The organism is Mesorhizobium sp. M3A.F.Ca.ET.175.01.1.1 (assembly GCF_004791945.1).
Classification (GTDB): Bacteria; Pseudomonadota; Alphaproteobacteria; order Rhizobiales; family Rhizobiaceae; genus Mesorhizobium.
Genome location: NZ_SRTP01000010.1, coordinates 40,168 through 61,722, shown reverse-complemented (window position 1 = coordinate 61,722; position 21,555 = coordinate 40,168). Strand labels below are relative to the sequence as shown.

Sequence of the window (21,555 nt, the reverse complement as noted above, 5' to 3'; positions counted from 1 at the left end):
TGTCATACTCGCACGATCACGCGTCGCGGCTGAGCGCGGCCATCGGAGTTGATGTCGATAAACCGCAGAACGAGTTCGCCGTCGGCCGTTACATCATCGCCATCGAGCTTGCGGCGGTTCTCGGTCTCCCGCAGCAGCCGCGCTTTGAAGGCCAGTAGATCTTCGTGGCACTCAAGCGAAAAACTGCTGGGCAGGGCACCCTCGGCGACGCGCCCGAGAAACTCGAACCTAGTCGGAGACAATGCCAGGAACACGGGAGGAATTTCGATGCCTCGCACCAGCTTGACCGAGACTCCGAAGTTTCGGCCTCCTTTGTCCGGGACAATGCTGACCTCTTCGCCGCTTGCGCGAGGCACCGAGATGATTTCGTCGAGCAGCGGACTGCGCTTCGACTGCGAAAAGCTGCCAGACGTCGCAAGCACGAGCTCATCCTGGTTCTGAACCAACATCCCGGTGAAGATACGATTGAGACCGCGGACGATCATGCTGACCGCCTGCCGGGGCGCTACCTGTCCGGCGGCGATTTTCTGTGCCGTTTCGAGGTATAAGCCAGCGTAACGAAACACGCTAAGGTCCCAGAGATCGTACTCGTCGATCTTGGACTCCGGCATCGTAAAGAACAGGCGCTGCCGTTGGGCCCGAAGCGCTCCGAGGAAAGCGTTGCGTTCATTAGGATCAGCGCCCTCGAGGTAAGTGCGTTGAGCACTGGTGAACGCGGCCGTCGCTCCATACACGGGATCCGAGACGACAAGTTCATCGTAGTCGGCCTTATAGGCCGGATCGTCAGCGCCATAGACGAGCAGATTATCAACCCGGTTGCTCGTCTCAGCGCCGATGCCGAATGCATTCAGCTTACGGAAAAGCTCTGTCTTCTCCGCCCTGCTCGGCTTCAAGTTCTCGCCAAAAATGTTGCGGTAGATGCTCGCAAGATCGAGATGTCCGGCGTCCTGCAACGCAGGCACGTCGGCGCATGTCATCAATCCGTCCCGCGCGTCGGGATGACCGAGGAGACTGTTGGCGATCAATGCCAAAAGTTGACGCACGGGAAAATGGCTTCCGTTGCGCTCGCTGAGTTCAATGATCGCCGCGAGTCGCTTTTTGAACGGATCATCTTCGCCGACGCCCATGAGACGTCGGCGATTTTCGAAGATGGGACAGATTGCGCCGTCGCTGCGCGCGGAGCAGCCGTCGCACCCCTGCCACCCTTCATGCTCGGTTATCGCCTCGATGATCGCCGTTATCATCTGAGCCGCCGGGGATCGGCTGAGATCTCTCAATTCGAGAAGAATTCCCGGGTCGTTCGTCACGCCCGTCACCAAGAGGTCTTCGACAACCTGGCTCGCCCGTTCGATCTCCGGCGTTTTCGGCGCGGATTTGAATTTCTCGAGGAGCTGCCCGTGATTGGCAGCAAGGAGGTAGGATGTTGCGGCGGCCGGGTCCGCGATGTCGGCCGAAAATTCAGCGATCAGCAATGCGCTTTCATCATCGCGCAGTTCGCTCAAATCTTTGACGACGACAAGTGAGCGGCCCTCGCCAAGATCCAGACGCTGAACCTTGTCGCCCTGGTTCCAGAGGTTCGAATCGCCGCCGAGCTCGATCCAGACCTCTCGGCAATGATATGTTTTTCCATCGCCGGCTGTGCCGGTGATGATGTATGACACTGGGGAAGGGCCGCGAAAGTTTTCAACGAGCTCGTCCCGAAGTGGCGCGGGGAGTGTGATCGGTCGGATCTTGTGACGTCGCAACGCGCGCTGGATCGTCTCGTCATACATATTGTCATTGGTGGGGATCGGCCCGTAGTTCCTGAGAAACCGAACCCACGCATGTATAGATGGCGTTTCCGACACGCGCCGTCCCCCAAGATTTTGGCAAAGTTGTAGACGAAGGAATGATTCGCGCCACTAATTTAGCAGCAGCCACTGACTCGGATACAGAGCATTGTTCATTATCGTTTCGGACCTTGTCGCCCACTCACAGACTTCGGAAGGGCGCCTGAAGACCGAGGCGCGACTATCGGTAGCCTCCAAACGATCGACCAACAACTCGGTAAGCGCTGCCGACAGTCCACGCGTCTTGCGTTATTTCCAACTCTTCACCCTCTCCGACGTGGTTCGAAAGCCAAATACGATACAACACTTCCTAGAACACTAACGCCACGATGAAACGCAGTCATAGGATCCCCCACGCACGAAACCTTCCCCTGCCCGTCATCTCGCGCAAATTGAGCTCGCCGACCAGGTTCAGTGCCCCCTGCTTCGAAACTTTTAGCGTCTCTTGGATCATGCCGGTGAAGACAACCGGACGCGACAGCACCAACTCGACCAGGTTTGGCAACTTGGAACTGGCTCGGCGATGGCGCAGCCGTCGCTCCATCTGGCTTTTCGCCAGCACCAGTCGGTCATGCTCCTTCAGTCCAGCCATTGCCGCTTCCTGGATGGCGTCGACGAACGCCAACACGCGGTCGCTTCGAACCCGTGCGCGCCGGCGCTCCCTCGGGATGTTCTTGGCGCCGAGATTGAGGCTCGCAAGATGCCCCGCCGCGACCCCTTCCTGCCTGAGTAGCGCGCCGACCAGCAGCGGTCCAAGCCAGGCAGCGTGCTGCAGGACCTCTATCTCCGACCAGGCATCGAACAGGACCGCCGCGCGCAGGATCGCCGGCAGTTCCCGCGTCTTAGCGAGCACGTCCTGCCATTCGGCCAGACGCGCGTCCTCATCCCAGTCGAGATCGTAGACAAGCGCTGGGCGAGCAGGCTGCGAGGTCGTTTCTTTTCGGGCTTGCACCGCCCCACCGTCCAGCACCTTGGTGGTCCGTTGGAGCACCGCGTCGATTGCCGCCAACTCTTGCGCTAACGGATCCGGCTCGTCCACGTCGATCGGCTCGTCGGCGCCAGGTGCCGGGACAGAAATCCCCTCCCCTTCCCGGCCACTTTCGGCCGCCGCCATGTCACGGCCGGCGAGGTGACGAAGGCCATCGCGGCCGAGCGCCCAGTCCGGGGTGCGGGCTATGATTTGGCGACGGGCGCGAAGCACGGCATGCGCGCGTGTGAGCTCGTGGGTCGGCGTGCGGACATCCATATGGGCATCATGCAGGACGAGATCCTCGACATGAACGAGTTCGCCCTCCAGCCAGAGCGCGCCTGCAGCGTCGGCAAAATTCTGGCGTTCGATCCAGCCGTCGCGAACGCTCGAGCGGGCCAGGCGCTCGTCGAGACGCGCCAACAGCTCGGTGGCGCGGGCAACCGGCCCGATCAGGGTTTCCAGAGGCAGCTTGGCGGCGTCGTAAGCCATTGATTTCACGTTAGCTGATTCGCAATAGTCCAGCTATCTACCATTTAAGTGGACTTGCTGCGGGCTCACTCTGGGTGCCACCATAACTATCGATAATGACCTGTTATCGATAGTGATTGTTTTTGCGGCGCAAATCAGTCACTTTTGGCCCCCAGAGAAGGCCGCCGGCGACGTCCCGTGCGGCCGGGAATGACGCAAGGCGCTATTCCGCCACGCGAGAAAGGCCGCCTGCATGAGCGAAGAAAAACCCGTCCGCCTGCCCGACCCCGCCTCCGTCGAAACCGTGCTCGCCTCTCTCGAGGCGCAGTCGGCCGACGCCGAGCTCGCCCCCGCCCTCAATAAGGCGTTTCCAGGCTTTGCCTTCACCGTCGTGACGATCGACGACCCCTACTGGCGCAACCCTCACGGCGTTGTCGCTGCCGATGGCACGCGCCGCGGCGATCATCGCGCCTGGATCGAGCGCGAGCTTGCCGAACTCAACGGCGATCTGGCTGCGTTCTGGATCCGGCATCGCGAGGACGGTGAAAAATTCGCCGAATGGCGCGGCGCCAGCGCCTTTGCCTTCACGCCGACCGGTCCGGGCGTCGCCGATTTTATCCAGCTCTCGCTCGGCCGCGAGATCGAGGTTTTGGCCGGACCCGTGGTGGATCCCGACTACCGCCCCGACAACGCCGATCAGCTCTTCGAGCCGACCTGGGTTTCTCGTGATTCCGCCGCCGAGGCGCAGCAGCTCGCAGGACCAGTCTACCGGCTGCGCGGCCGCGCCGGCGGCGGCATCGTTCACATGAGGAGTTTTTTGACGCGCCGGAAGCGTATCGAACGCGAGCAGCGCGAGGCAGGCCGTCCCGAGCTGGCGAACCGTGTCATCCGCGAGGTCGGTCCCGACGGCAAACGCGACACCGCGTTTTTAGACGCCAATCCGGACTGGTTCGATTTTGTCCCACGTGAAAACCGCTTTTTTGCCGACTGGGAGCGGTCGAGCGCTTGCGGCCACCGCATCTTTGACCATTGGGCCTTCGACATCCACGATCTTGAGCATCGTGGCCGGCGCGAGATCGGTTTTATCCCGCGGCCGCTCAAAATGCCCCCCGAGAAGCTGGCGTTGGAAGACGGTATTTCGGTGCACCGCCTGATGGAGCGGACCGAGGCGATCGACGCGGAGGTGGGCCTGCCCTTCGCCTGGTTCTTTTTTATGACGCACGGGCACTGGGTCGATCCGGACGTCGGCGATGCGATCGCTGAGGGCCTGCGCCAGGGACGGGTGCGTTTGCCCGATCGAGACGCCGCCGTGCTGCTCGCCTGGGCCGACAAAAAATATCTGTTCTGAGCCGCCGTCATGGACCTTCGCCTGTCAAAGTCCGTACCCGACCAAAAACTGCGCCGCGCGGAGGCGCTCGATGCGCTGGATTCGGTGCTGCCATTCGACCGGCGCGATTTTCTGGCCGAAATCCTCACCGACGACGATGTCGCCACACTGCGCCATCTCGCTAACGAAGGCATCGGCGAGAATTCGCTGCGGGCGCTGGCCTCCGACCTTGGCTACCTCGAGGCCTGGTGCCTGGCCGCCACCGGTTTTGCGCTGCCCTGGCCGGCGCCGGAGGCGCTGCTGATCAAATTCGTCGCCCATCATCTTTGGGATCCCGTAAGACGGGAAGCCGACCCGGCGCATGGGATGCCGGAAGACGTGGCTGTAGCGCTGAAGTTGGCGAAGCTGCTGCGTGTCGACGGTCCGCACGCGCCCGCCACCGTGCGCCGTCGGCTGTCGAGCTGGTCGACGCTGACCAAATGGCGCGGGTTGAAGGGAAAGTTCAATGCGCCAGGCCTGCACGGCGCCATAAAACTGGCGGTGCGCGCCAGCGCCCGGCCGCGCGGCCGCAAGAGCAAGAAAGCCGTGACCGCCGACATTTTGACCGCGCTCCTAAAAGCCTGCGCCGGCGACCGTCTCGTCGACGTGCGCGACCGCGCCCTTCTCATCACCGCCTTTGCCTCCGGCGGCCGCCGCCGCAGCGAAATTGCTTCGCTCCGGTTCGAGCAGATGGTCGAGGAAGAGCCGGTACCCGCCGATCCCAAGGCTCCCGACAGCGAAAAACTGCCGTGCCTGTCGATCCGGCTCGGCCGGACCAAGACGACACAAGCCGACAGCGACGCCTTCGTGTTGCTGATCGGCCGTCCGGTGCGGGTCCTGCGGGAGTGGCTGGAGCATGCGAACATCAGCGAAGGCGCCGTGTTCCGCGGCATCGACCGTTGGGGCAATCTCGAAAAACGCGCCCTGACGCCGCAGGCGGTGAACCTGATCCTGAAGCGCCGCATCGCTGAGGCAGGCCTCGACCCGCAAGCCTTTTCCGCACACGGCCTGCGCTCGGGCTACCTCACCGAAACCGCCCGCCGCGGCATTCCGCTGCCGGACGCCATGCAGCAGTCGCAGCACCACTCGGTCCAGCAGGCTTCGAACTATTACAATGACGCGGAGCGGACGCTCGGCCGGGCGGCGCGGGTGATCATATAGATCCGGATGATGGTGCAGGTCGCTCGCGGCGCGCGCATGCCGTTTCGCGCGGAACGCGCCGTGCACAAGCTCCCGCCCTTACGCTGCACGGAGATGTCGAGACCAAAGGCCGCGCCCTGCACAAAGTGCACAATGATCCCAAGGCAACTGACCGCGGGAAATCGAACCTCGGATCCCGACCCGGCAGATCGATGATAAGCGCGTCGAGGCGCGGGATCGAATTGACCAGGACCGCCTTTGGAAAATGTCCGGACAAGCGGAGTTCCGCCAGTGCCGTTCGCGCCGCGATGCAGGTCCTTCAGCTTCATACCGACACCCATGAGACCGTCCCCGTGCTCATCCCGCCATCCTCGCCGTGGCGCCGTTCGCCTTCAGCGCCGCCATCAGCATCGGTCCGACCGAAAACGCCCCTGCCCTGGCCTTGTCAGTCAGCACGCGCAGGTATCCGCCGGCGGAATTGATGTGCTGAGCGCGTTGCAGGATGCAGGCAATCACGATCGCGGCGGTTTCCTGGCCCATCGCATGGCAGGCCTCCTCATACGCCGACGGCGAGACGCCAAGGTAGCCCCGCACCTGGGCGGCGGTAATCATGAAATCGCGCCAATTGCCGATGCCGGCGACGGCATAATCCGCAATTTCGGGGCAGGCCTTCAGCACAAGCCCCAGCGGATAGGTTTTCGGGGGCTCTGCGGTCCTCGTCTTGGGCTCGGCCGTCGCCCCGCTTTTCTCTAAAGCTGGTTCAAATTCAAAAATAGAGTCGGTATTTGAATTAGATTGCTGCCGCTCGTTTTGAGAGTCATTGCCGCTTGGATTCATGGATTTCATATGAGTTTCCAGCAGCTTATCCACTTCGTCGTGTAATGCGGCCAGATCGGCTACGATCCGTTCGAGCTCGGCAATGCAGGCTCGGCGCGGAATTGCCTCCACAATGCCGCGGAAACGCTTCCACAGGCCTCCCCAGTCGCCCGGAACATCTTCCTCGACAGCGGCCTCGATCAGCTTGTGGATGTCACGGCGGTGCAAGGTGATCCGCTCGCGCATAAGCCTGAGTGCCCCGTTGCCGGCGCGAACGAGTTCGGCGGCAGCCTCGAACTCGTAAGCACGGGCCAGCAGCGGCGCCAGGGAGAAGCCGAAGGCTTCCTCGACCTCCCCTCCCCTGCCCTTGCGGGCATAACGCTTGCCGTTCGGGCTATCCCGACGGATGATCAGTCCGCCATCAACAAGACCCGCCAGGTGCCGCCTGAGCGTGGCATCGGGCATTCCGTGCGCCCTGAGCGACAGCTGAGCGTTCGAGGGAAAGACGATCAGTCCGTTCTCCTCACTCAACTCACTGTCAGGATAGAAAGATAGCAGCGCATTCAGCACGGCCAGAGCACGATCGCCGATGCCGACGATGCTCTTGCCTTCGCAGAGGTTGCGGTAAATCTGCCATTTATCGACGACCCTGCCCTTGGGGATCTCACGTGACTCGTTCTGCGCTGCCAGCATGGCAAGCGACATCGGCCGCCGCCCAAAGGGCGTCGTTGCAATAGCCGTCTCCATTTTCTTTCACCCTCGATTAGGCAAAAGAAATCTGCTCGCCAAAACGACGCCAAAGACTCTTGACAGTGATTCGCGAAAATGTGATTCTCAGCTTGCTTAAGGATGAGAAGGGCTTCCGCGACGGTGACGTTCGGGGGCCTTTTTCTTTTGCGGTTTCAGTCTCCCGTTGCTTCCTTGGTGGACATCCGGAACGCCAAATAGAGGTCATCCAGTTGTCCGGTGATGAACTCAGCGAAACGCGACCCGTCCGCGGCCTCAAGGGTGACGATGGCCTTTTTCGCGGACTTCTTCAGGGTAACGCTAACTGATCTATCCGTCGGCGCCCAAGATTTGATCGGCTCTCTCCGAGTTGATGCAGGAATCTTGCCTGGGGGTTTTCCCGCCAAATGTTGGGCCAGCATTTCCAATCGCTCATCGCTTGTGGCTGCTTTGAAATCGTCGGAGCCCATCAGCTCCTTGACGGCAACTCCCCCCTCCCTGACTTTTTTTGCAAGATCGTACCAACGGTCTCGGCCGCTGTTTTTGGCGGCGCCGATGGCGGTGATGATTTCAGGCGGAATGTCCTTAGTGACAGAAATCATCTTCGAGACAACGGTTTTGTCGACCGATAACGCTGCCATGATGATTTCGCGGTCGTAGCCTTTGCGCTCGAGGTTGCCAGCAAAGGCGGCCTTCTCAATGAATGAGAGATCAGCTCGGGCGCTGTTTTCCTGCCCTTGGGCTATCACATGGTCCCTATCGTCCAGTTCCTTGACGACCGCCTTCACCAGTCTCCCGAGCACCTTAGCCGCCCGCGCGCGTCGGTGGCCGAATACAGTCATGTAGCGGCCGATCACGCCGGGATGTGGACGCACTAGGATTGGGCTATCCTGCCCTCTCTGCCGGATGGCTTCTACCAGCTCCTCAAAAGTCTCTTTATCATCACCTATGCGATCTGAAACGAACGAGATGTCGATCATATCAGGATCGAGTTCGATGACTGTAGCGCCTTCAAGGAGCCGGGATTCAATCGCCTTTGCCGCCTGCGCTTTCTCGGCGAGCTCATCTATCGATCTCGTTATGGCCCCGAAAGCACCACGGCTGCGGTTTCGCTCCGCTGCTGGGAAGAGATCACTCCCCGGATCTGAGTTGACTGCGGTCAACTTTCGTTCCGTGAATGAGGTGAGGAGGTTCTTTCTGGACATCAGCGCCCCCATGCCTTGTGGATCAACTCTGTGATCTCGGAGTTGACGCGATGCACCGATTCTATTGCGCGGTCGTACGTTGACCGTGTGAACTGGGAGCGTTCGACCTCGTAGAGTGTCTGCTTGGTTATCCCTGCATCCGAGACCGCGGTACTTTTCAGCATCTCGTTGACGAGGACATGCTGCTTGAACAGCGATCGCATGAAGGCGACCATTTGGCTCTGGGGGCCGTCAGTAGGCTCGTAGCGGGTAACAAGGTAACGAAGCCAGTCGAGCCGCATGTTGGCTCCTGCCCTCTTCAGGGTGCCCATGACCTCGCCCATCATCAACAAGAACTGGCACATTGACATCACATCAAGCATCTGTGGATGCACGGTGATCAGGATGCCGGTTGAGGAAGAGAGCGCGGTCAGTGTCAAATAACCAAGCTGAGGTGGGCAATCGATGATGACTACATCGTACTGGTCTGCAACGTCAGCCAAGGCCTCATCGAGACGTCCGAAAAAGATGCGGCCCATGGAGCCGTCCTTTTGAGCGAGGGCGAGGGGGGTATCGTATTCGAATTCCTGCAGCTCGAGATTTGCGGGCACGATGTCGAGATCCGGGAAATTTGTCTTCTGAACTAGCGCCGACAGCGGCTTTCTTTCGTCGTCATAGCGTAGGGCTTCGTAGAGGGATTCGTTATGGTCGACCTCCGGCTGAAAGCCGTGCAGGGCGGATAGCGAGGCCTGCGGGTCAAGGTCGATGGCTAGAACTCGGTGCCCGGTTAGCGCGAGATGCTGCGCCAAGTGGGCTGCCGTCGTCGTTTTTGCGGAGCCCCCCTTGAAATTGACGACTGCAATTATCTGCAGGTGTTCCGTGTTTCGACGGTGCGGAACGTACTTTGCTGCCGCCCGGCTGTTTCTATCCAAATACTGGCGCATCTCCAGTAGCTGCACGGCCGTGTATGAACGGCGGCCGGACGGTGTTACCATCGGCAGTGGCCCCTTGCCTTCGAGAGACAAATTCTTGAGATAACCGCTCGTCACATTGAGATATTGCGCAGCCTCCGACAACTGAAACGGTCGCAAGGTTTTCTGTGCATTCGGCGGGAACATTTCGAGCCGATGCTCGTGAAGCATTGCGGAGAGGTCATTGGCCTGCTGCGTGATTAACAGATCGACTTCTGCAATCTCTTCCCGGATCATCATATTCATCGAATTTTTCCGCACATGCGTTTCTAAAGCCGATACGGCCTACTAACCGCATGTAGCCCTGATTCTTTCGGTCCGGCAACAGATTTAATACTAACGAAAGGTTAACAGAGGTGTCGCCCGTCCTCAGTTGACTGCAGTCAACTTGGCTACTGGAAGTCGACTCACGTGACACCGCGCATTTTGCCATCAAGGATCCACCTGACGTGGCGTCGGAGCGACGGTTGAATAAACACGATCTGCTCCCCGGCGCAGTGTGGCGATATCCCCGTCTCTGAGGATCTCGGCCAGAAAATCGCGCCTGGTCGAATGGGAGCGCAGCATCGAGCGCGTCCGCACGCGCAGTTTTCGTCGACTACTGCCTTTGGCAGATGTGCATCCGTCCAGTCTTTAGAACAGATAGCGCCGGTCGGCTCAGGCGAGCAACACGGCGGCGTCTCGATCGCGCAACGCACCCGTCCTTGGCGCAGGCCTTCAGCGATTGCATCACCGACCCCCGGATCGAACGAGTGCCGATGCGTCGTCAGAAAGAACCAGGCGAAGGGCAGGCCAATCTCGGCGTCGACCGCCTCGGTCCCCTCCATCAGGCGGTGCATCGAAGCACCTTTTCCAACAGCAGCTTCCGGGGGGCATTTTGGCGGCCGCGGAATAAAACCGACCTCGCGCCGGCCGCGACGCTCCAAATCGTGGATGTCAAAAGCCCAATGGGCAAAAAATTTGTTCGACAGATCCACTCGACTGGTCCCAGTCTGCAAGAAACCGGTTTTCGCGCGACACGAAATCGACCCAGTCGCGATTGGCGCCCAGGAATCAGTGCGCTCTCTGGCCTGACCTCGCGGATGACGCGGGCCTCAAGCTCAGGTCGTTGCGCCTGTCGCTGCTGTGCTTCGATGCGGGTCCGGCGCGCTAGGAAGCTCTTCATGTGGATGATGCCGCCACCCGTGTGGCAGCGCAGCCGGTAGACGGGTCCGGCAAGGACGGGCGGGTCGGTTACAGGTTCACGCCGCACCCAGGACGGGTCGAACAGATCGTCGGCGCTGTAGGGACGTAGTCGGGATAGACGAGCGACCCAGCCAGGTATTTGATCTCGCGGCCGAACGAGATCTGGACGAAGTTGGCGACGCCGCGGCCGGTGGGGGCGAAGGCAAAGACGCTCGTTCCGCGCCATTCGGCGATTTTTGGTGGGCCGATCGGTGCCGGTTCCAGAAGGCGGTGAGATTGCCGCCAAGCGCAGCCAACTCGCCGGGCGAGCGACATGCTTGTCGGATAGCCGCTCGACGCCGACGGTCTTGTTGCCTTTGAAGATGCGCAGGACGCGCGAGGCTCTCGCGATGCCGCCGAGGCGGATTCAGCGCAGTCTGAAATCATGATGGCTGGATGGATTTGGAGAGCGCGCGTACCGGCCGTCGTTGCCGTTGGCGTAGCCAGTCGTATTGGCCAAGCGGTCGTTCATTCGTCGCCGGCGAGACCGTCGAACGCCTCCATCAGCGCATCGACGATCGCCTGGCCGAGCACCTGTGCTGTCTCGGCGATCTGGGCTTCGTTTCCCCTGCGGGCCGCGGTGGCGAGTTCCGAACCCTGATCCGTCAGGATCGCGGTGGACCTATCGATTGCCCATTGCGCAAAATCGTTACGGCTGTCGATGATCCTGATTTCCATCGATGCGCGCTCCTGCGTTTACGATTTGTTGGCCAATTCGGGCTAAGGTCAGGGCGCGCGATGGGTATTGCGTTCGCGCCAATACACTCCTCGAGGCTTGCAGCGTCAAGCTCACTGGGCAAGCCGTTTCGCCTCGCGCAGCCCGCGATATCGGCCGATACGGGGCTTATTTTCCGTCGCTGAGACCGATCATGCCGGGATTTTGACGGAAAGGCACCCCTTGTTCGATTCAAACGGGAAGGGGAGGGGGCTTTTCTCCGACCTCCTACAGGCCACTCGCCTTGGTGAGATTGACCCGGAATTGGTCGCGGCGCCGCTGATACTTTCGGGTCATCTCGGCCGAAGCATGCCCGAGCTGCTTTTGCACGTAGCGTTCGTCGACCTCGGCCGAGGAGGCGAGGCCCGCGCGTAGCGAGTGCCCGGAAAATTTCATCTCCCGCTCGCCCTCCGGAAGATCGCCGCGCACGCCGGCGGCCAAGGCCGCGCGCTTGACCAACCGGGCCACCTCCTGGTCCTTCAGCCGCTCCGAGCCAACAGCCTTGCCTTGGCCGGTGACGCGGCGGAACAGCGGTCCGTGCGCGATGCGAGCGAGCTTCAGCCAGGTCTGCAGGGCGACGACGGGACAGGTGGCGTCGGGCGAGCCGCAGCCGATCTCGACCTCCCGCCAGCCGGTCTTGCCGCGCAGCGTCACCAATATGGGGCCGGAACAAGAGCTGTTCAGAATCTTGCGCTAAGGTCGAACGGAGAGTGAACACCCGGATGTTCGCTGTGGATACGTCATTTGCCTCCTGTACCGCTGGGCTGCTTTGGACAGAGGCTTGGACTACCGTTCTCGAGTGGAGTGGGAAAGTGGCTCGACGTGCGCTTCTCAAAGAACACGAACGAAAGACGCTACTCGACATTCCGATCGACGAAGACAGTCTGATCCGCCACTATTCTCTTGTGCCGGCCGATTTGCTGGAAATCCAGCTACGGCGGCGCGAACACAATCAGCTCGGCTTTGCGATCCAACTCTGCTTGATGCGCTATCCCGGCCGGCCACTGTTGGCCAACGAGGTTCCGCCGAAAGCGATGCTTGACTATGTTGCTGGGCAAATAGGTGCAAGCTCGACCGGCATTCAGGTTGTATGCCCGTCGTGAGGAGACCCGCAGCAATCACATTGCTCATCTCCTGGGTTATCTACGGAAGCGAAACGCAACTGCCGAAGATCGGCGTGCCGCATTGCTGACGGCAATTGAGATGGCCTCAACAACAGACGCCGGTGCTTCGATAGCTGGCGCCATTGTGACGGAGTTCCGCAATCGAAATTCGCTGCTCCCCGGCGGCCAACATTATTGAGCGGATGGGGATCGCGGCTCGCGCTATCGCTCGTCGGCGTGCGGAAAAGATGCTGATCGAAGGCTTTTCCTCTGATAGCCTGCAAGACCTCGACCGTCTTCTGGAGGTTGACCAAACGATCGGGCAGACGCGCTTTCATTGGCTGCGATCAGCGCCGGATGCGCCAAGTGCCTCAAACCTGGTCGGGCTGACCGAACGCATCGCCTATCTGCGGACGCTGGGGATGGATCCGAAACTGCAGGTCCGCATATCATCGGGTCGCTGGGATCAGATGATCCGTGAGGGCAACGCCACACCGGCATGGCTGGCCAACGACTTCAATGCCAGCCGTCGACACGCTCTGATCGTGGCGCAGGTCATCACACTCAGCCAGAAGCTCACCGACGATGCTGTGACAATGTTCATCAAGCTGATGGGAAGGCTATTCTCTCAGGCCAACAACCGTAAGAAGCAACGGCACATGGATTGCAGGCCCGATACCGCAAAGGCGCTGCGCATGTTCCTCGACACGATCACTGCCCTGCAATCGGCGAACGACTACGGCCGGAATGCATTGGAGGTGCTCGATCAAGAAGTTGGATGGCACCGGCTGCTCCGAATGAAGCCTGAACTTGAGTCGATGGTCGAGGATAACGAGGCGTCGCCATTGACCTTAGCGGCCGAGCAATATGCGACCGTCAACAAATATGCCTGTGCGTTTCTGCAGGCGTTCACATTCCGCTCAGCGCGTAGCTACGACCCGCTTCTTGTCGCAGTAGATGTATTGAAACGCCTCTGTGCCGACAGGCGACGAACGCTCCCGGATCGCGTTCCTGTCACTCATCTCAGTCAAGCCGCTCGAAAGCTCATCTTCGGGCAGGATCAGCCTGATCGGCGTCTGTATGAGATCGCAACATTTGCGGTTTTACGCGATCGGCTGCGATCTGCGGACATCTGGGTCGACGGCAGCCGATCGTTCCGACGGATCGACGAGCATCTGATGCCGCGGTCAACGTTCACAACTATGAAGGAGCAGGATCGACTCGGACTTGGTGTGCAGGGAGATGGCGCGGCCTGGCTCGCGGAGGCTCGCCAGATGCTCGACTTCAACCTGAAGCGCCTTGCGCACAGGGCTCGATCCGGAAAGCTCGAAGGTGTTCGTCTTGAAAATGGAACGTTGATCGTCACGCCGATCGCCGGTGAGGTGCCTGCCGCAGCCGACGAATTGAATGCCGAGATCAGCGAGTTGTATCCCCTGGTCGAGGTACCGGACCTTTTGAGAGAAGTGCACGAATGGACCGGCTTCGCCGATCATTTCACGCATGTTCGCACGGGTGACAGCCCCAGGAACGTCTCGGCCATGCTGGCCGGCGTGCTGGCCGATGCAACTAATTTGGGGCCGAAGCGAATGGCGAGTGCGTCGAAGGGCATCAGCGCTCACCAGATCGGTTGGATGCGCACCTTCCATGCTCGGTCGGAGACCTATCGCGCAGCTCAGGCATGCATCACCGATGCACACACCCGTCATCCTCATTCCCGCCTCTGGGGCAACGGAACAACCTCATCGTCAGATGGCCAATTCTTCCGCGCAAGCGACCGAGCCGCAAAGCGCGGAGATATCAATCTACATTACGGCAGTGAGCCTGGATCGAAGTTCTACAGCCATCTGTCGGATCAGTACGGCTACTTCAGCATCCTGCCCATCAGTCCGACCGAAAGCGAGGCTGCCTATGTGCTAGATGGGCTATTCGACCAGGACACAATCCTCGACATCCAGGAGCACTTCACGGGCGGCGCCAGCGATCACGTGTTCGGGTTGTTCGCCTTGATCGGCAAGCGCTTTGCGCCTCGGCTGCGCAACCTCAAGTCGGAAGTTCCACACCTTCGAGAAAAGTGATGCCTACCCGGCGCTGTCGAACCACATTGGCGCCCCGATCAACACCACCCTGATCCTCGACCATTGGGACGATCTGCTCCATCTGGCGGTGTCGATCACGACGCGATCCGTGGTGCCGTCCACGATCCTCAAGAAGCTGTCCGCGTCTCCGAAGGAAAGCCAGCTCGCAAGGGCGCTGAGGGAACTGGGTCGTATTGAGCGCTCGCTGTTCATGATCGAATGGTACTCGAGCCCGGCACTACGGCGAAGGTGCCAAGCTGGCCTCAACAAAGGCGAAGCTGCGCATAAAACTGAAGCGCGCCGTCTTCTTCCACGAGCGCGGCGAAATCCGTGATCGGTCGTTCGAAAGCCAGGCGTTCCGCGCCTCCGGCCTCAACCTTGTCGTTAGCGTGCGATCGTGCATTGGAATACGGTCTTTATCGAACGGGCCGTCACCCACTTGCGCAAAGTGCATCGCGAGATTCCGGACCATCTGCTCAAGCACGTCTTGCCGCTGAGCTGGGACCACATCAATCTAACCGGCATCTACACCTGGGATGCAGAGCATCAAATGCCTGAAGGCTTCCGGTCGCTCAGACTTCCGACCCTAATCCGTTCAGCGGCATAGGGTTCACGATCCGTTCGCTCTTAGCGCAAGATTTTGAACTGCTCTTGTCCTGGCCCCTAAATGGTCCACATTGCTGTCGGCTTCGGCAAGACACTCGTCGACCAGCGCGCTACCTGCCGCTCCGGGACGGAACCGTCGTCCGGCCTCTGGAGGCGCCAACTTCACCGCGACGGGACGGGCGTTCGGAGCTCAAGTTCGAACGAGGGCTTGTCTACGTCAACCCGAATGGCGGCGCCATCGCGCTTTGCCATCCGCTCGGCATGTCCGGCGCCCGCGTCACCGCACTGCGGCGATCGAGCTTCGCGGGCGCAGGAGACGCTACACGCTCGCCACCATGTGCATCGGCGTCGGCCAGGGCATAGCGATGCGCTGGAAGGGTTTGACGGCGTCCACTGATCAATATGGCAAGCCGACGTCGCTTTCGGCCAGCGCGGTCGACGCCGCTTTGGAGTGCACGAGATAATCGAGCTCGGCTTCCGGGTCGCTGGCCGAATTCGCCTGTGTCAGGGAACCGATGCAGCATCGTCATCAGCCGCCACGAAAAGCGCACGGCTTTCCACACCCTGGCCAGTGCCCTCTGTGAATAGCCGTCTAAGCCCACCACCGAATGTCACGGCGGTAGTCGCGAAGCCCTGCAAAGAGATGGCGCACATCGCTGGCGGCGAGGCCCTTGGCGCCGGTCGGCGGCACGATATGGGCGGCGTCGCCGACCAGGAACAGCCGGCCGAAGCGCATCGGCTCGGCAACGAAGGAGCACAACGGCGCGATTGACTTCTCGAAGGACAGGTGTCTGTTCATTGGCGCGCATGAAAGCAAGCGTCAATGGCCTCGGCCTGACGATCGATCGGACGCTATACGAAGAAGAATTCCTCGATGCGCTGCTTGGCCTTCCGCAGCACCGGCAGGATGTCGCCCTCCATCGCCTCGACAGAAAAGCGTGCCGACTGGGTCGACACATTGATGGCCGCGACGGTACGGCCGGCGCGATCATTGATCGGCACCGCGATCGAGCGCAGGCCGAGTTCCAGTTCCTCATCGACAATGGCGAAGCCGTCCGCCCTCGCCCTATCGATGGCCTTGCCCAGCGAGGCACGATTGGTGATCGTCTTTGGCGTGCGCCGCTCGATGGTCGCTTGCGTCAGGAAGCTCTTCAAGTCATCCGCCGCCAGGCCGGAAAGCAGCACCCGCCCCATCGAGGTGCAGTAAGCCGGCAGCCTCGTGCCGACGTCGAGCGCCACGCTCAGAATGCGCCGGCCGGGGATGCGCGCGACATAAACGACGTCCTCGCCCGACAGCACAGCCGCGTTGCAGGCTTCGTCGAATTTCCCCGCCACCTCGCGCATGATGGGCGCCGCGAAGGTCCACAGCGATGCGCCGCCGAGCCATGTCCGGGCGACGGTCAATAGGCGCGGCGACAGCGAAAACAGCCGGCCGGATTGCGTCGCGTAGCCCGTGGCAACCAGTGTCAGCAGAAAGCGCCGGGCGCCCGCGCGGGTGAGACCCGCCTCCTCGGCCATCTCGGTCAGCGTCGTGCCGGCCGGATGGCGCGCGAGGATCTCCATCACCGCCAGGCCGCGTTCCAGCGAGCCGACATGGTCGCGCGAGCCGGCCTCTTCTTCCACCACCGCTTCCATGACGTTGACTCCCAATTCAGGCCAGATTAGAAAGTATCACACATAAAACATATGTTCGCAATGCGAACTTCGTAGTCTACGGAGCCTTGAGATGGTCAAGTTCCTGCCGCTGAAAGAGGCGGTCGCGGAAAATCTGCATGACGGCGACACCGTCGCCTTCGAGGGCTTCACCCATCTGATCCCGACCGCCGCCGCGCATGAGGCGATCCGCCAGGGCTTTCGCGACCTGACCCTCATTCGGATGACGCCCGATCTGATCTACGACCAGATGATCGGCATGGGCATGGCGAAGAAGATCGTCTTCTCCTATGCCGGCAATCCGGGCGTCGGCCTGCTCAGGCGTGCCCGCGACGCGATCGAGAACGGTTTTCCGCGATCGATAGAAGTGGAAGAGCACAGCCACGCTGGCATGGCCAATGCCTATGAGGCGGGTGCGGCCGGCCTGCCATGCGCGGTGTTTCGCGGCTATCGCGGTGCCAGTCTTGCTTTGGTCAATCCCAACATCAAGTCCATCATCTGCCCCTTTACCGGCGAGCAGCTTGCCGCCGTCCCGGCAATCCGGCCGGACGTCACCTTCATCCACGCGCAGAAGGCGGACCGCGAGGGCAACGTGCTGGTCGAAGGCATTATCGGCATCCAGAAGGAGGCCGTGCTGGCGGCCAAGCGCGCCGTCGTGACGGTCGAGGAAGTGGTCGACAATTTCGACGATCTCCACCCCAACCTCACCGTGCTGCCAAGCTGGACGATCGCGGCGATCTCGGTCGTTCCGGGCGGCTCGCACCCCTCCTACGCGCATGGCTATTACGAGCGCGATAACGCGGCGTATCTCGAATGGGACGAGATCGCCGCCGACCGCGACCGCTTCCAGGCTTGGATGAAGGAGAACGTCATCGAGAGCAGCGCGGACGGCTTTGCCGGCCGCGTCGAGCATCTGAGGAAAGCCGCATGAGCGACGCCGACAATCCGGGTTTCACCCCCAACGAGATGATGACGATTGCCGCCAGCCGCGCCTTGAAAAGCGACGATGTCTGCTTCGTCGGCATCGGCGCGCCATCGGCCGCCTGCAATGTCGCGCGGCTGACCCATGCGCCCGACATCACGCTGATCTACGAGAGCGGCACCATCGGCACAGCGCCCGACGTGCTGCCGCTGTCGATCGGCGACGGCGAATTGTGCGAGACCGCCGTCACCACCGTCGCGGTGCCGGAGATGTTCCGCTACTGGCTGCAGGGCGGCCGCATCTCGATCGGCTTCCTGGGTGCCGCCCAGCTCGACAAATTCGGCAACATCAACACCACCGTGATCGGCGATTATGCGCATCCCAAGACCCGGCTGCCCGGTGGCGGCGGCGCGCCGGAGATCGCCACCTCGTCGAGACAGGTCTATATCACCATGGTGCAGTCGAAGCGCGGCATGGTCGAGAAGATCGACTTCTTCACCTCCTTCGGCCATGGCGACGGCGGCGACCACCGCAAGCGCCTCGGCATCGACACGGCCGGCCCGACGCTCTTGATCACCGACCTCGCCATCTGGAAACCCGAACCGGTGACCAAGGAATTCACCGTCGTGTCGCTGCATCCCGGCGTCACCCGCGAGCAGGTGCAGGACACTTGTGGCTGGACGGTCACGTTCGCCGAGGGTCTTGACGAGACGCCGGCGCCGACGGAACTCGAGCTGAAGACATTGCGCGACCTGCAGGCCCGCACCAAGGCAGCGCATGCCGGAACCGCCAAGGGGAAAGCCGCCTAGATGACCGAAGCCTTCATCTGCGATTACATCCGCACCCCGATCGGCCGCTTCGGCGGTTCGTTGTCCTCCGTGCGCGCCGACGATCTCGGCGCCATCCCGTTGAGGGCCCTGGTCCAGCGCAACGCTGGCGTCGATTGGACCGCTGTCGACGATGTCGTTTATGGTTGCGCCAACCAGGCCGGCGAGGACAACCGCAACGTCGCGCGCATGGCTTTGCTGCTTGCCGGCCTGCCGCAGGACATTCCAGGCTCGACGGTCAACCGCCTGTGCGGTTCGGGCATCGATGCCGTCACCATCGCCGCGCGCGCCATCAAGTCAGGCGAAGCCGAGCTGATGATCGCCGGTGGCGTCGAATCGATGAGCCGCGCGCCCTTCGTCATGCCGAAGGCCGACACCGCTTTCTCGCGCAACGCCGAGATCTACGACACGACCATCGGCTGGCGTTTCGTCAATCCGCTGATGAAGAAGCAGTATGGCGTCGATTCCATGCCGGAGACCGGCGAGAATGTCGCCGGGGATTTTTCCGTCGGCAGAGCCGACCAGGATGCGTTCGCTGTGCGCAGCCAGGACAAGGCGGTCGCCGCGCAGGCCAATGGCCGGCTGGCGAAAGAGATCACGCCGGTGACCATCCCGCAGAAGAAGGGTGATGCAATCATTGTCTCGAAAGACGAGCATCCCCGCGCCGGCACCACCATCGAAGCGCTGGCCAAATTGCCGACCCCGTTCCGCCAGGGCGGCACGGTGACCGCCGGCAATGCGTCGGGCGTCAATGACGGTTCCGCAGCGCTGATCATCGCCTCGGAAGCGGCGGCGAAGAAGCATGGCCTGACACCGATCGCCCGCATCCTCGGCGGCGCGGTCGCCGGTGTGGCGCCGCGCATCATGGGCATCGGCCCGGCGCCGGCCACCAAGAAGCTCTGCGCACGTCTCGGCCTGGCGCCGGAGCAGTTCGATGTCATCGAGCTCAACGAAGCCTTCGCCGCGCAAGGCATCGCCGTGCTGCGTGAGCTCGGCATCGCCGAGGATGCCGCGCACGTCAATCCGAACGGCGGCGCTATCGCCCTCGGTCATCCGCTCGGCATGTCGGGCGCGCGCATCACCGGCACGGCGGCGCTCGAGCTGCGCGAGCGCGGTGGCCGCTACGCTTTGGCCACCATGTGCATCGGTGTCGGCCAAGGTATCGCCATCGCGCTCGAGCGCGTTTGAGATCGACAGGCGAACGCCCAGGGGTGTGCCGAGATTCAGGCCGAGTCGAGAATGGTTCGTTGTTGGACTGGACGACACCTTGTAGGTTGGGCACATGGCACTCAAACGGATGGACAACTTAGGAATAGTCGTCGATGACGTCGCGGAGGCGGTCGATTTCTTTCGCGAGCTCGGCCTCGAGCTCGAAGGGCAGGCCACGATCGAAGGAGAATGGGCCGGACGTGTCACTGGACTGGGCGACCAGCACGTCGAGATTGTCATGATGCGCACGCCGGACGGCCACGGCCGGCTCGAGCTATCCCGCTTTCTCAGGCCGTCTGTCGTCGCGGATCACCGCAACGCGCCGGTGAATGCTTTAGGCTACCTACGCGTGATGTTCACCGTGGACGACATCGACGAGACGCTCGAAAGGCTCCGCAAGCGCGGCGCGCAGCTCGTAGGCGAAGTCGTCCGGTATAAGGACGCGTACCGGCTCTGCTACATCCGCGGGCCTGGAGGGCTCCTCATCGGACTCGCCCAGGAACTCAACTGAGCGCAATACCAGGCAGGTTGACCCGACCTGAAATCATTGGGCTCTAGTAGGGTAGCCCGACGTAGTTTTCCGCCAGCGCGGTCGACGCGGCTCTCGAATGCACCAGGTAATCGAGCTCGGCTTCCTGGATGCGCTGGCCGAACTCGCCCGTCTCCGGAAAACGGTGCAGCATCGTCGTCATCCACCATGAAAAGCGCACGGCTTTCCAGACACGCGCCAGCGCCTTTGACGAATAGGCATCGAGCGCCGAATTCGACTTCTCGGAGAAGAATTCGCGAAGCCCGGCAAAGAGATAGCGCACGTCGCTGGCGGCGAGGTTGAGCCCTTTGGCGCCGGTCGGCGGCACGATGTGGGCGGCATCGCCGACCAGGAACAGCCGGCCGAACCGCATCGGCTCGGCGACGAAGGAGCGCAGCGGCGCGATCGATTTTTCGAACGATGGCCCGGTGGTGACGGCGGCCGCCGTCTGCGGCGGCAGGCGGCGGCGCAACTCGTCCCAGAAGCGGTCGTCTGACCAGGCCTCGACGCGCTCGTCGGCGGGAACCTGCACATAGTAGCGGCTGCGCTGCGGCGAGCGCATCGAGCACAGCGCAAAGCCGCGCTCGTGGTTGGCATAGACCAGCTCACGGTCGGCCGGCGGCACCTCGGCCAGCACGCCCAGCCAGCCGAACGGGTAAGTCCGCTCGAACGCGCGCCTTCCGGCACCGACCTGCGGCTGACACCGTGATAGCCGTCGCAGCCGGCGATGAAGTCGCAGTCGATGCGATTGCTGACACCGTCCTTGTCGTAGGTGACGAAAGGCGATGCGCCGCCGAAATCGTGCAGTGCGACATTCGCGGCTTCATAGACAGTGGCGAGCCCCGCCGCCTCACGCTTGTCCATCAAATCATGCGTCACCTCGGTCTGGCCATAGACGGCGACATGCTTGCCACCGGTCAGACCGGTGAGGTCGATGCGGTGCAGGCGCCCATCGAAGGCGAGCGATATGCCGGAATGCGGCAGACCCTCGGCGTGCAACCTATCCGCCGCGCCTGCCTCGCCGAGCAGGTCGACGGTGCCCTGTTCGAGCACGCCCGCGCGAACACGCCCGAGCACATGCTCGCGGCTCGACCGCTCGAGAATGCTTGTCTCGACACCGATGGTGGCAAGCAGCTGACCGAGCAGCAGGCCGGAAGGCCCGGACCCGATGATAGCGACCTGTGTGCGCATTAGATCCCTTCACAGATGTCGTTCTCCCAAA

General features: G+C 61.7%; 18 protein-coding genes and 5 pseudogenes. 11 read left to right on the top strand and 12 right to left on the bottom strand.

Annotated elements, in window-relative coordinates; genetic code table 11:
* Positions 1-2: 2 nt before the first annotated feature.
* Positions 3-1,772: a hypothetical protein gene (locus EN818_RS21535; RefSeq protein WP_135905180.1), complete on the bottom strand. Its 1,770-nt coding sequence runs from the start codon at positions 1,770-1,772 to the stop codon at positions 3-5.
* 397 nt (positions 1,773-2,169) lie between these two features.
* On the bottom strand, positions 2,170-3,288 hold the full coding sequence (locus EN818_RS21530; protein WP_135905177.1) for an RHE_PE00001 family protein: 1,119 nt from the start codon (positions 3,286-3,288) through the stop codon (positions 2,170-2,172).
* 232 nt (positions 3,289-3,520) lie between these two features.
* Between EN818_RS21530 and EN818_RS21525 the strand changes: the two genes are divergently transcribed.
* On the top strand, positions 3,521-4,615 hold the full coding sequence (locus EN818_RS21525; RefSeq protein WP_135905175.1) for a hypothetical protein: 1,095 nt from the start codon (positions 3,521-3,523) through the stop codon (positions 4,613-4,615).
* 9 nt (positions 4,616-4,624) lie between these two features.
* Complete coding sequence (locus tag EN818_RS21520) at positions 4,625-5,794, top strand: tyrosine-type recombinase/integrase (protein ID WP_135905173.1); 1,170 nt, start codon at positions 4,625-4,627, stop codon at positions 5,792-5,794.
* Between the two features lie 336 nt (positions 5,795-6,130).
* On the opposite strand, the gene repC is transcribed toward EN818_RS21520, so the two are convergent.
* The 7 genes and pseudogenes from repC to EN818_RS21485 form a co-directional block, all read right to left on the bottom strand.
* Positions 6,131-7,336 carry a plasmid replication protein RepC gene (gene repC / locus EN818_RS21515; RefSeq protein ID WP_135905171.1) on the bottom strand — a complete coding sequence of 402 codons (1,206 nt, stop codon included), beginning with the start codon at positions 7,334-7,336 and terminating at the stop codon, positions 6,131-6,133.
* A gap of 155 nt (positions 7,337-7,491) precedes the next feature.
* A complete protein-coding gene (gene repB / locus EN818_RS21510; protein WP_189523821.1) occupies positions 7,492-8,520 on the bottom strand; it encodes a plasmid partitioning protein RepB in 1,029 nt (342 codons plus the stop codon).
* Entirely contained in the window at positions 8,520-9,716 is a 1,197-nt protein-coding gene (repA, locus tag EN818_RS21505) for a plasmid partitioning protein RepA (protein ID WP_135905169.1), read from the bottom strand. The genes repB and repA overlap by 1 nt, the downstream gene beginning before the upstream one ends.
* 161 nt (positions 9,717-9,877) lie before the next feature.
* The gene (locus tag EN818_RS21500; RefSeq protein WP_135905167.1) at positions 9,878-10,447 is read right to left on the bottom strand and encodes a hypothetical protein; all 570 of its coding nucleotides are present in this window, start codon (positions 10,445-10,447) and stop codon (positions 9,878-9,880) included.
* A 256-nt stretch (positions 10,448-10,703) separates the two neighbouring features.
* A complete protein-coding gene (locus EN818_RS21495) occupies positions 10,704-10,970 on the bottom strand; it encodes a hypothetical protein (RefSeq protein ID WP_135905165.1) in 267 nt (88 codons plus the stop codon).
* A 192-nt stretch (positions 10,971-11,162) separates the two neighbouring features.
* The gene (locus EN818_RS21490; RefSeq protein WP_135905163.1) at positions 11,163-11,372 is read right to left on the bottom strand and encodes a hypothetical protein; all 210 of its coding nucleotides are present in this window, start codon (positions 11,370-11,372) and stop codon (positions 11,163-11,165) included.
* Between the two features lie 265 nt (positions 11,373-11,637).
* A pseudogene (locus EN818_RS21485) lies at positions 11,638-12,069 on the bottom strand (tyrosine-type recombinase/integrase); the annotation flags it as partial.
* Between the two features lie 152 nt (positions 12,070-12,221).
* Here EN818_RS21485 and EN818_RS34345 point away from each other — a divergent pair.
* From EN818_RS34345 to EN818_RS21475, 5 genes and pseudogenes are all read left to right on the top strand, one after another.
* Entirely contained in the window at positions 12,222-12,512 is a 291-nt protein-coding gene (locus EN818_RS34345) for a DUF4158 domain-containing protein (RefSeq protein ID WP_281036010.1), read from the top strand.
* Positions 12,472-12,711, top strand: coding sequence for a DUF4158 domain-containing protein (locus tag EN818_RS34340; RefSeq protein ID WP_281036009.1), 240 nt, complete (start codon positions 12,472-12,474; stop codon positions 12,709-12,711). Before EN818_RS34345 ends, EN818_RS34340 begins: the two co-directional genes overlap by 41 nt.
* Positions 12,712-12,715: 4 nt before the next feature.
* Positions 12,716-14,587 carry a Tn3 family transposase gene (locus tag EN818_RS33730; protein ID WP_245518845.1) on the top strand — a complete coding sequence of 624 codons (1,872 nt, stop codon included), beginning with the start codon at positions 12,716-12,718 and terminating at the stop codon, positions 14,585-14,587.
* Positions 14,532-15,194, top strand: a pseudogene (locus tag EN818_RS33725) (Tn3 family transposase). The gene EN818_RS33730 and the pseudogene EN818_RS33725 overlap by 56 nt, the downstream one beginning before the upstream one ends.
* Positions 15,195-15,406: 212 nt before the next feature.
* Positions 15,407-15,576, top strand: a pseudogene (locus tag EN818_RS21475) (3-oxoadipyl-CoA thiolase); the annotation flags it as partial.
* 14 nt (positions 15,577-15,590) lie between these two features.
* Here EN818_RS21475 and EN818_RS21470 read toward each other — a convergent pair.
* Positions 15,591-15,977: pseudogene (locus EN818_RS21470) on the bottom strand (FAD-dependent monooxygenase); the annotation flags it as partial.
* 68 nt (positions 15,978-16,045) lie between these two features.
* Positions 16,046-16,816: an IclR family transcriptional regulator C-terminal domain-containing protein gene (locus EN818_RS21465; RefSeq protein ID WP_135905394.1), complete on the bottom strand. Its 771-nt coding sequence runs from the start codon at positions 16,814-16,816 to the stop codon at positions 16,046-16,048.
* A 103-nt stretch (positions 16,817-16,919) separates the two neighbouring features.
* On the opposite strand from EN818_RS21465, the gene EN818_RS21460 reads away from it, so the two are divergent.
* From EN818_RS21460 to EN818_RS21445, 4 genes are all read left to right on the top strand, one after another.
* The gene (locus EN818_RS21460; RefSeq protein WP_135905161.1) at positions 16,920-17,777 is read left to right on the top strand and encodes a CoA transferase subunit A; all 858 of its coding nucleotides are present in this window, start codon (positions 16,920-16,922) and stop codon (positions 17,775-17,777) included.
* Entirely contained in the window at positions 17,774-18,577 is an 804-nt protein-coding gene (locus EN818_RS21455; RefSeq protein WP_135905160.1) for a CoA-transferase subunit beta, read from the top strand. The genes EN818_RS21460 and EN818_RS21455 overlap by 4 nt, the downstream gene beginning before the upstream one ends.
* Positions 18,578-19,783, top strand: coding sequence for a 3-oxoadipyl-CoA thiolase (pcaF, locus tag EN818_RS21450; RefSeq protein WP_135905158.1), 1,206 nt, complete (start codon positions 18,578-18,580; stop codon positions 19,781-19,783).
* 94 nt (positions 19,784-19,877) lie between these two features.
* Positions 19,878-20,315, top strand: a complete 438-nt coding sequence (locus EN818_RS21445; protein ID WP_135905156.1) for a VOC family protein — start codon at positions 19,878-19,880, stop codon at positions 20,313-20,315.
* Positions 20,316-20,358: 43 nt separating this feature from the next.
* On the opposite strand, the pseudogene pobA reads toward EN818_RS21445, so the two are convergent.
* A pseudogene (gene pobA, locus EN818_RS21440) lies at positions 20,359-21,524 on the bottom strand (4-hydroxybenzoate 3-monooxygenase).
* Positions 21,525-21,555: the final 31 nt, after the last annotated feature.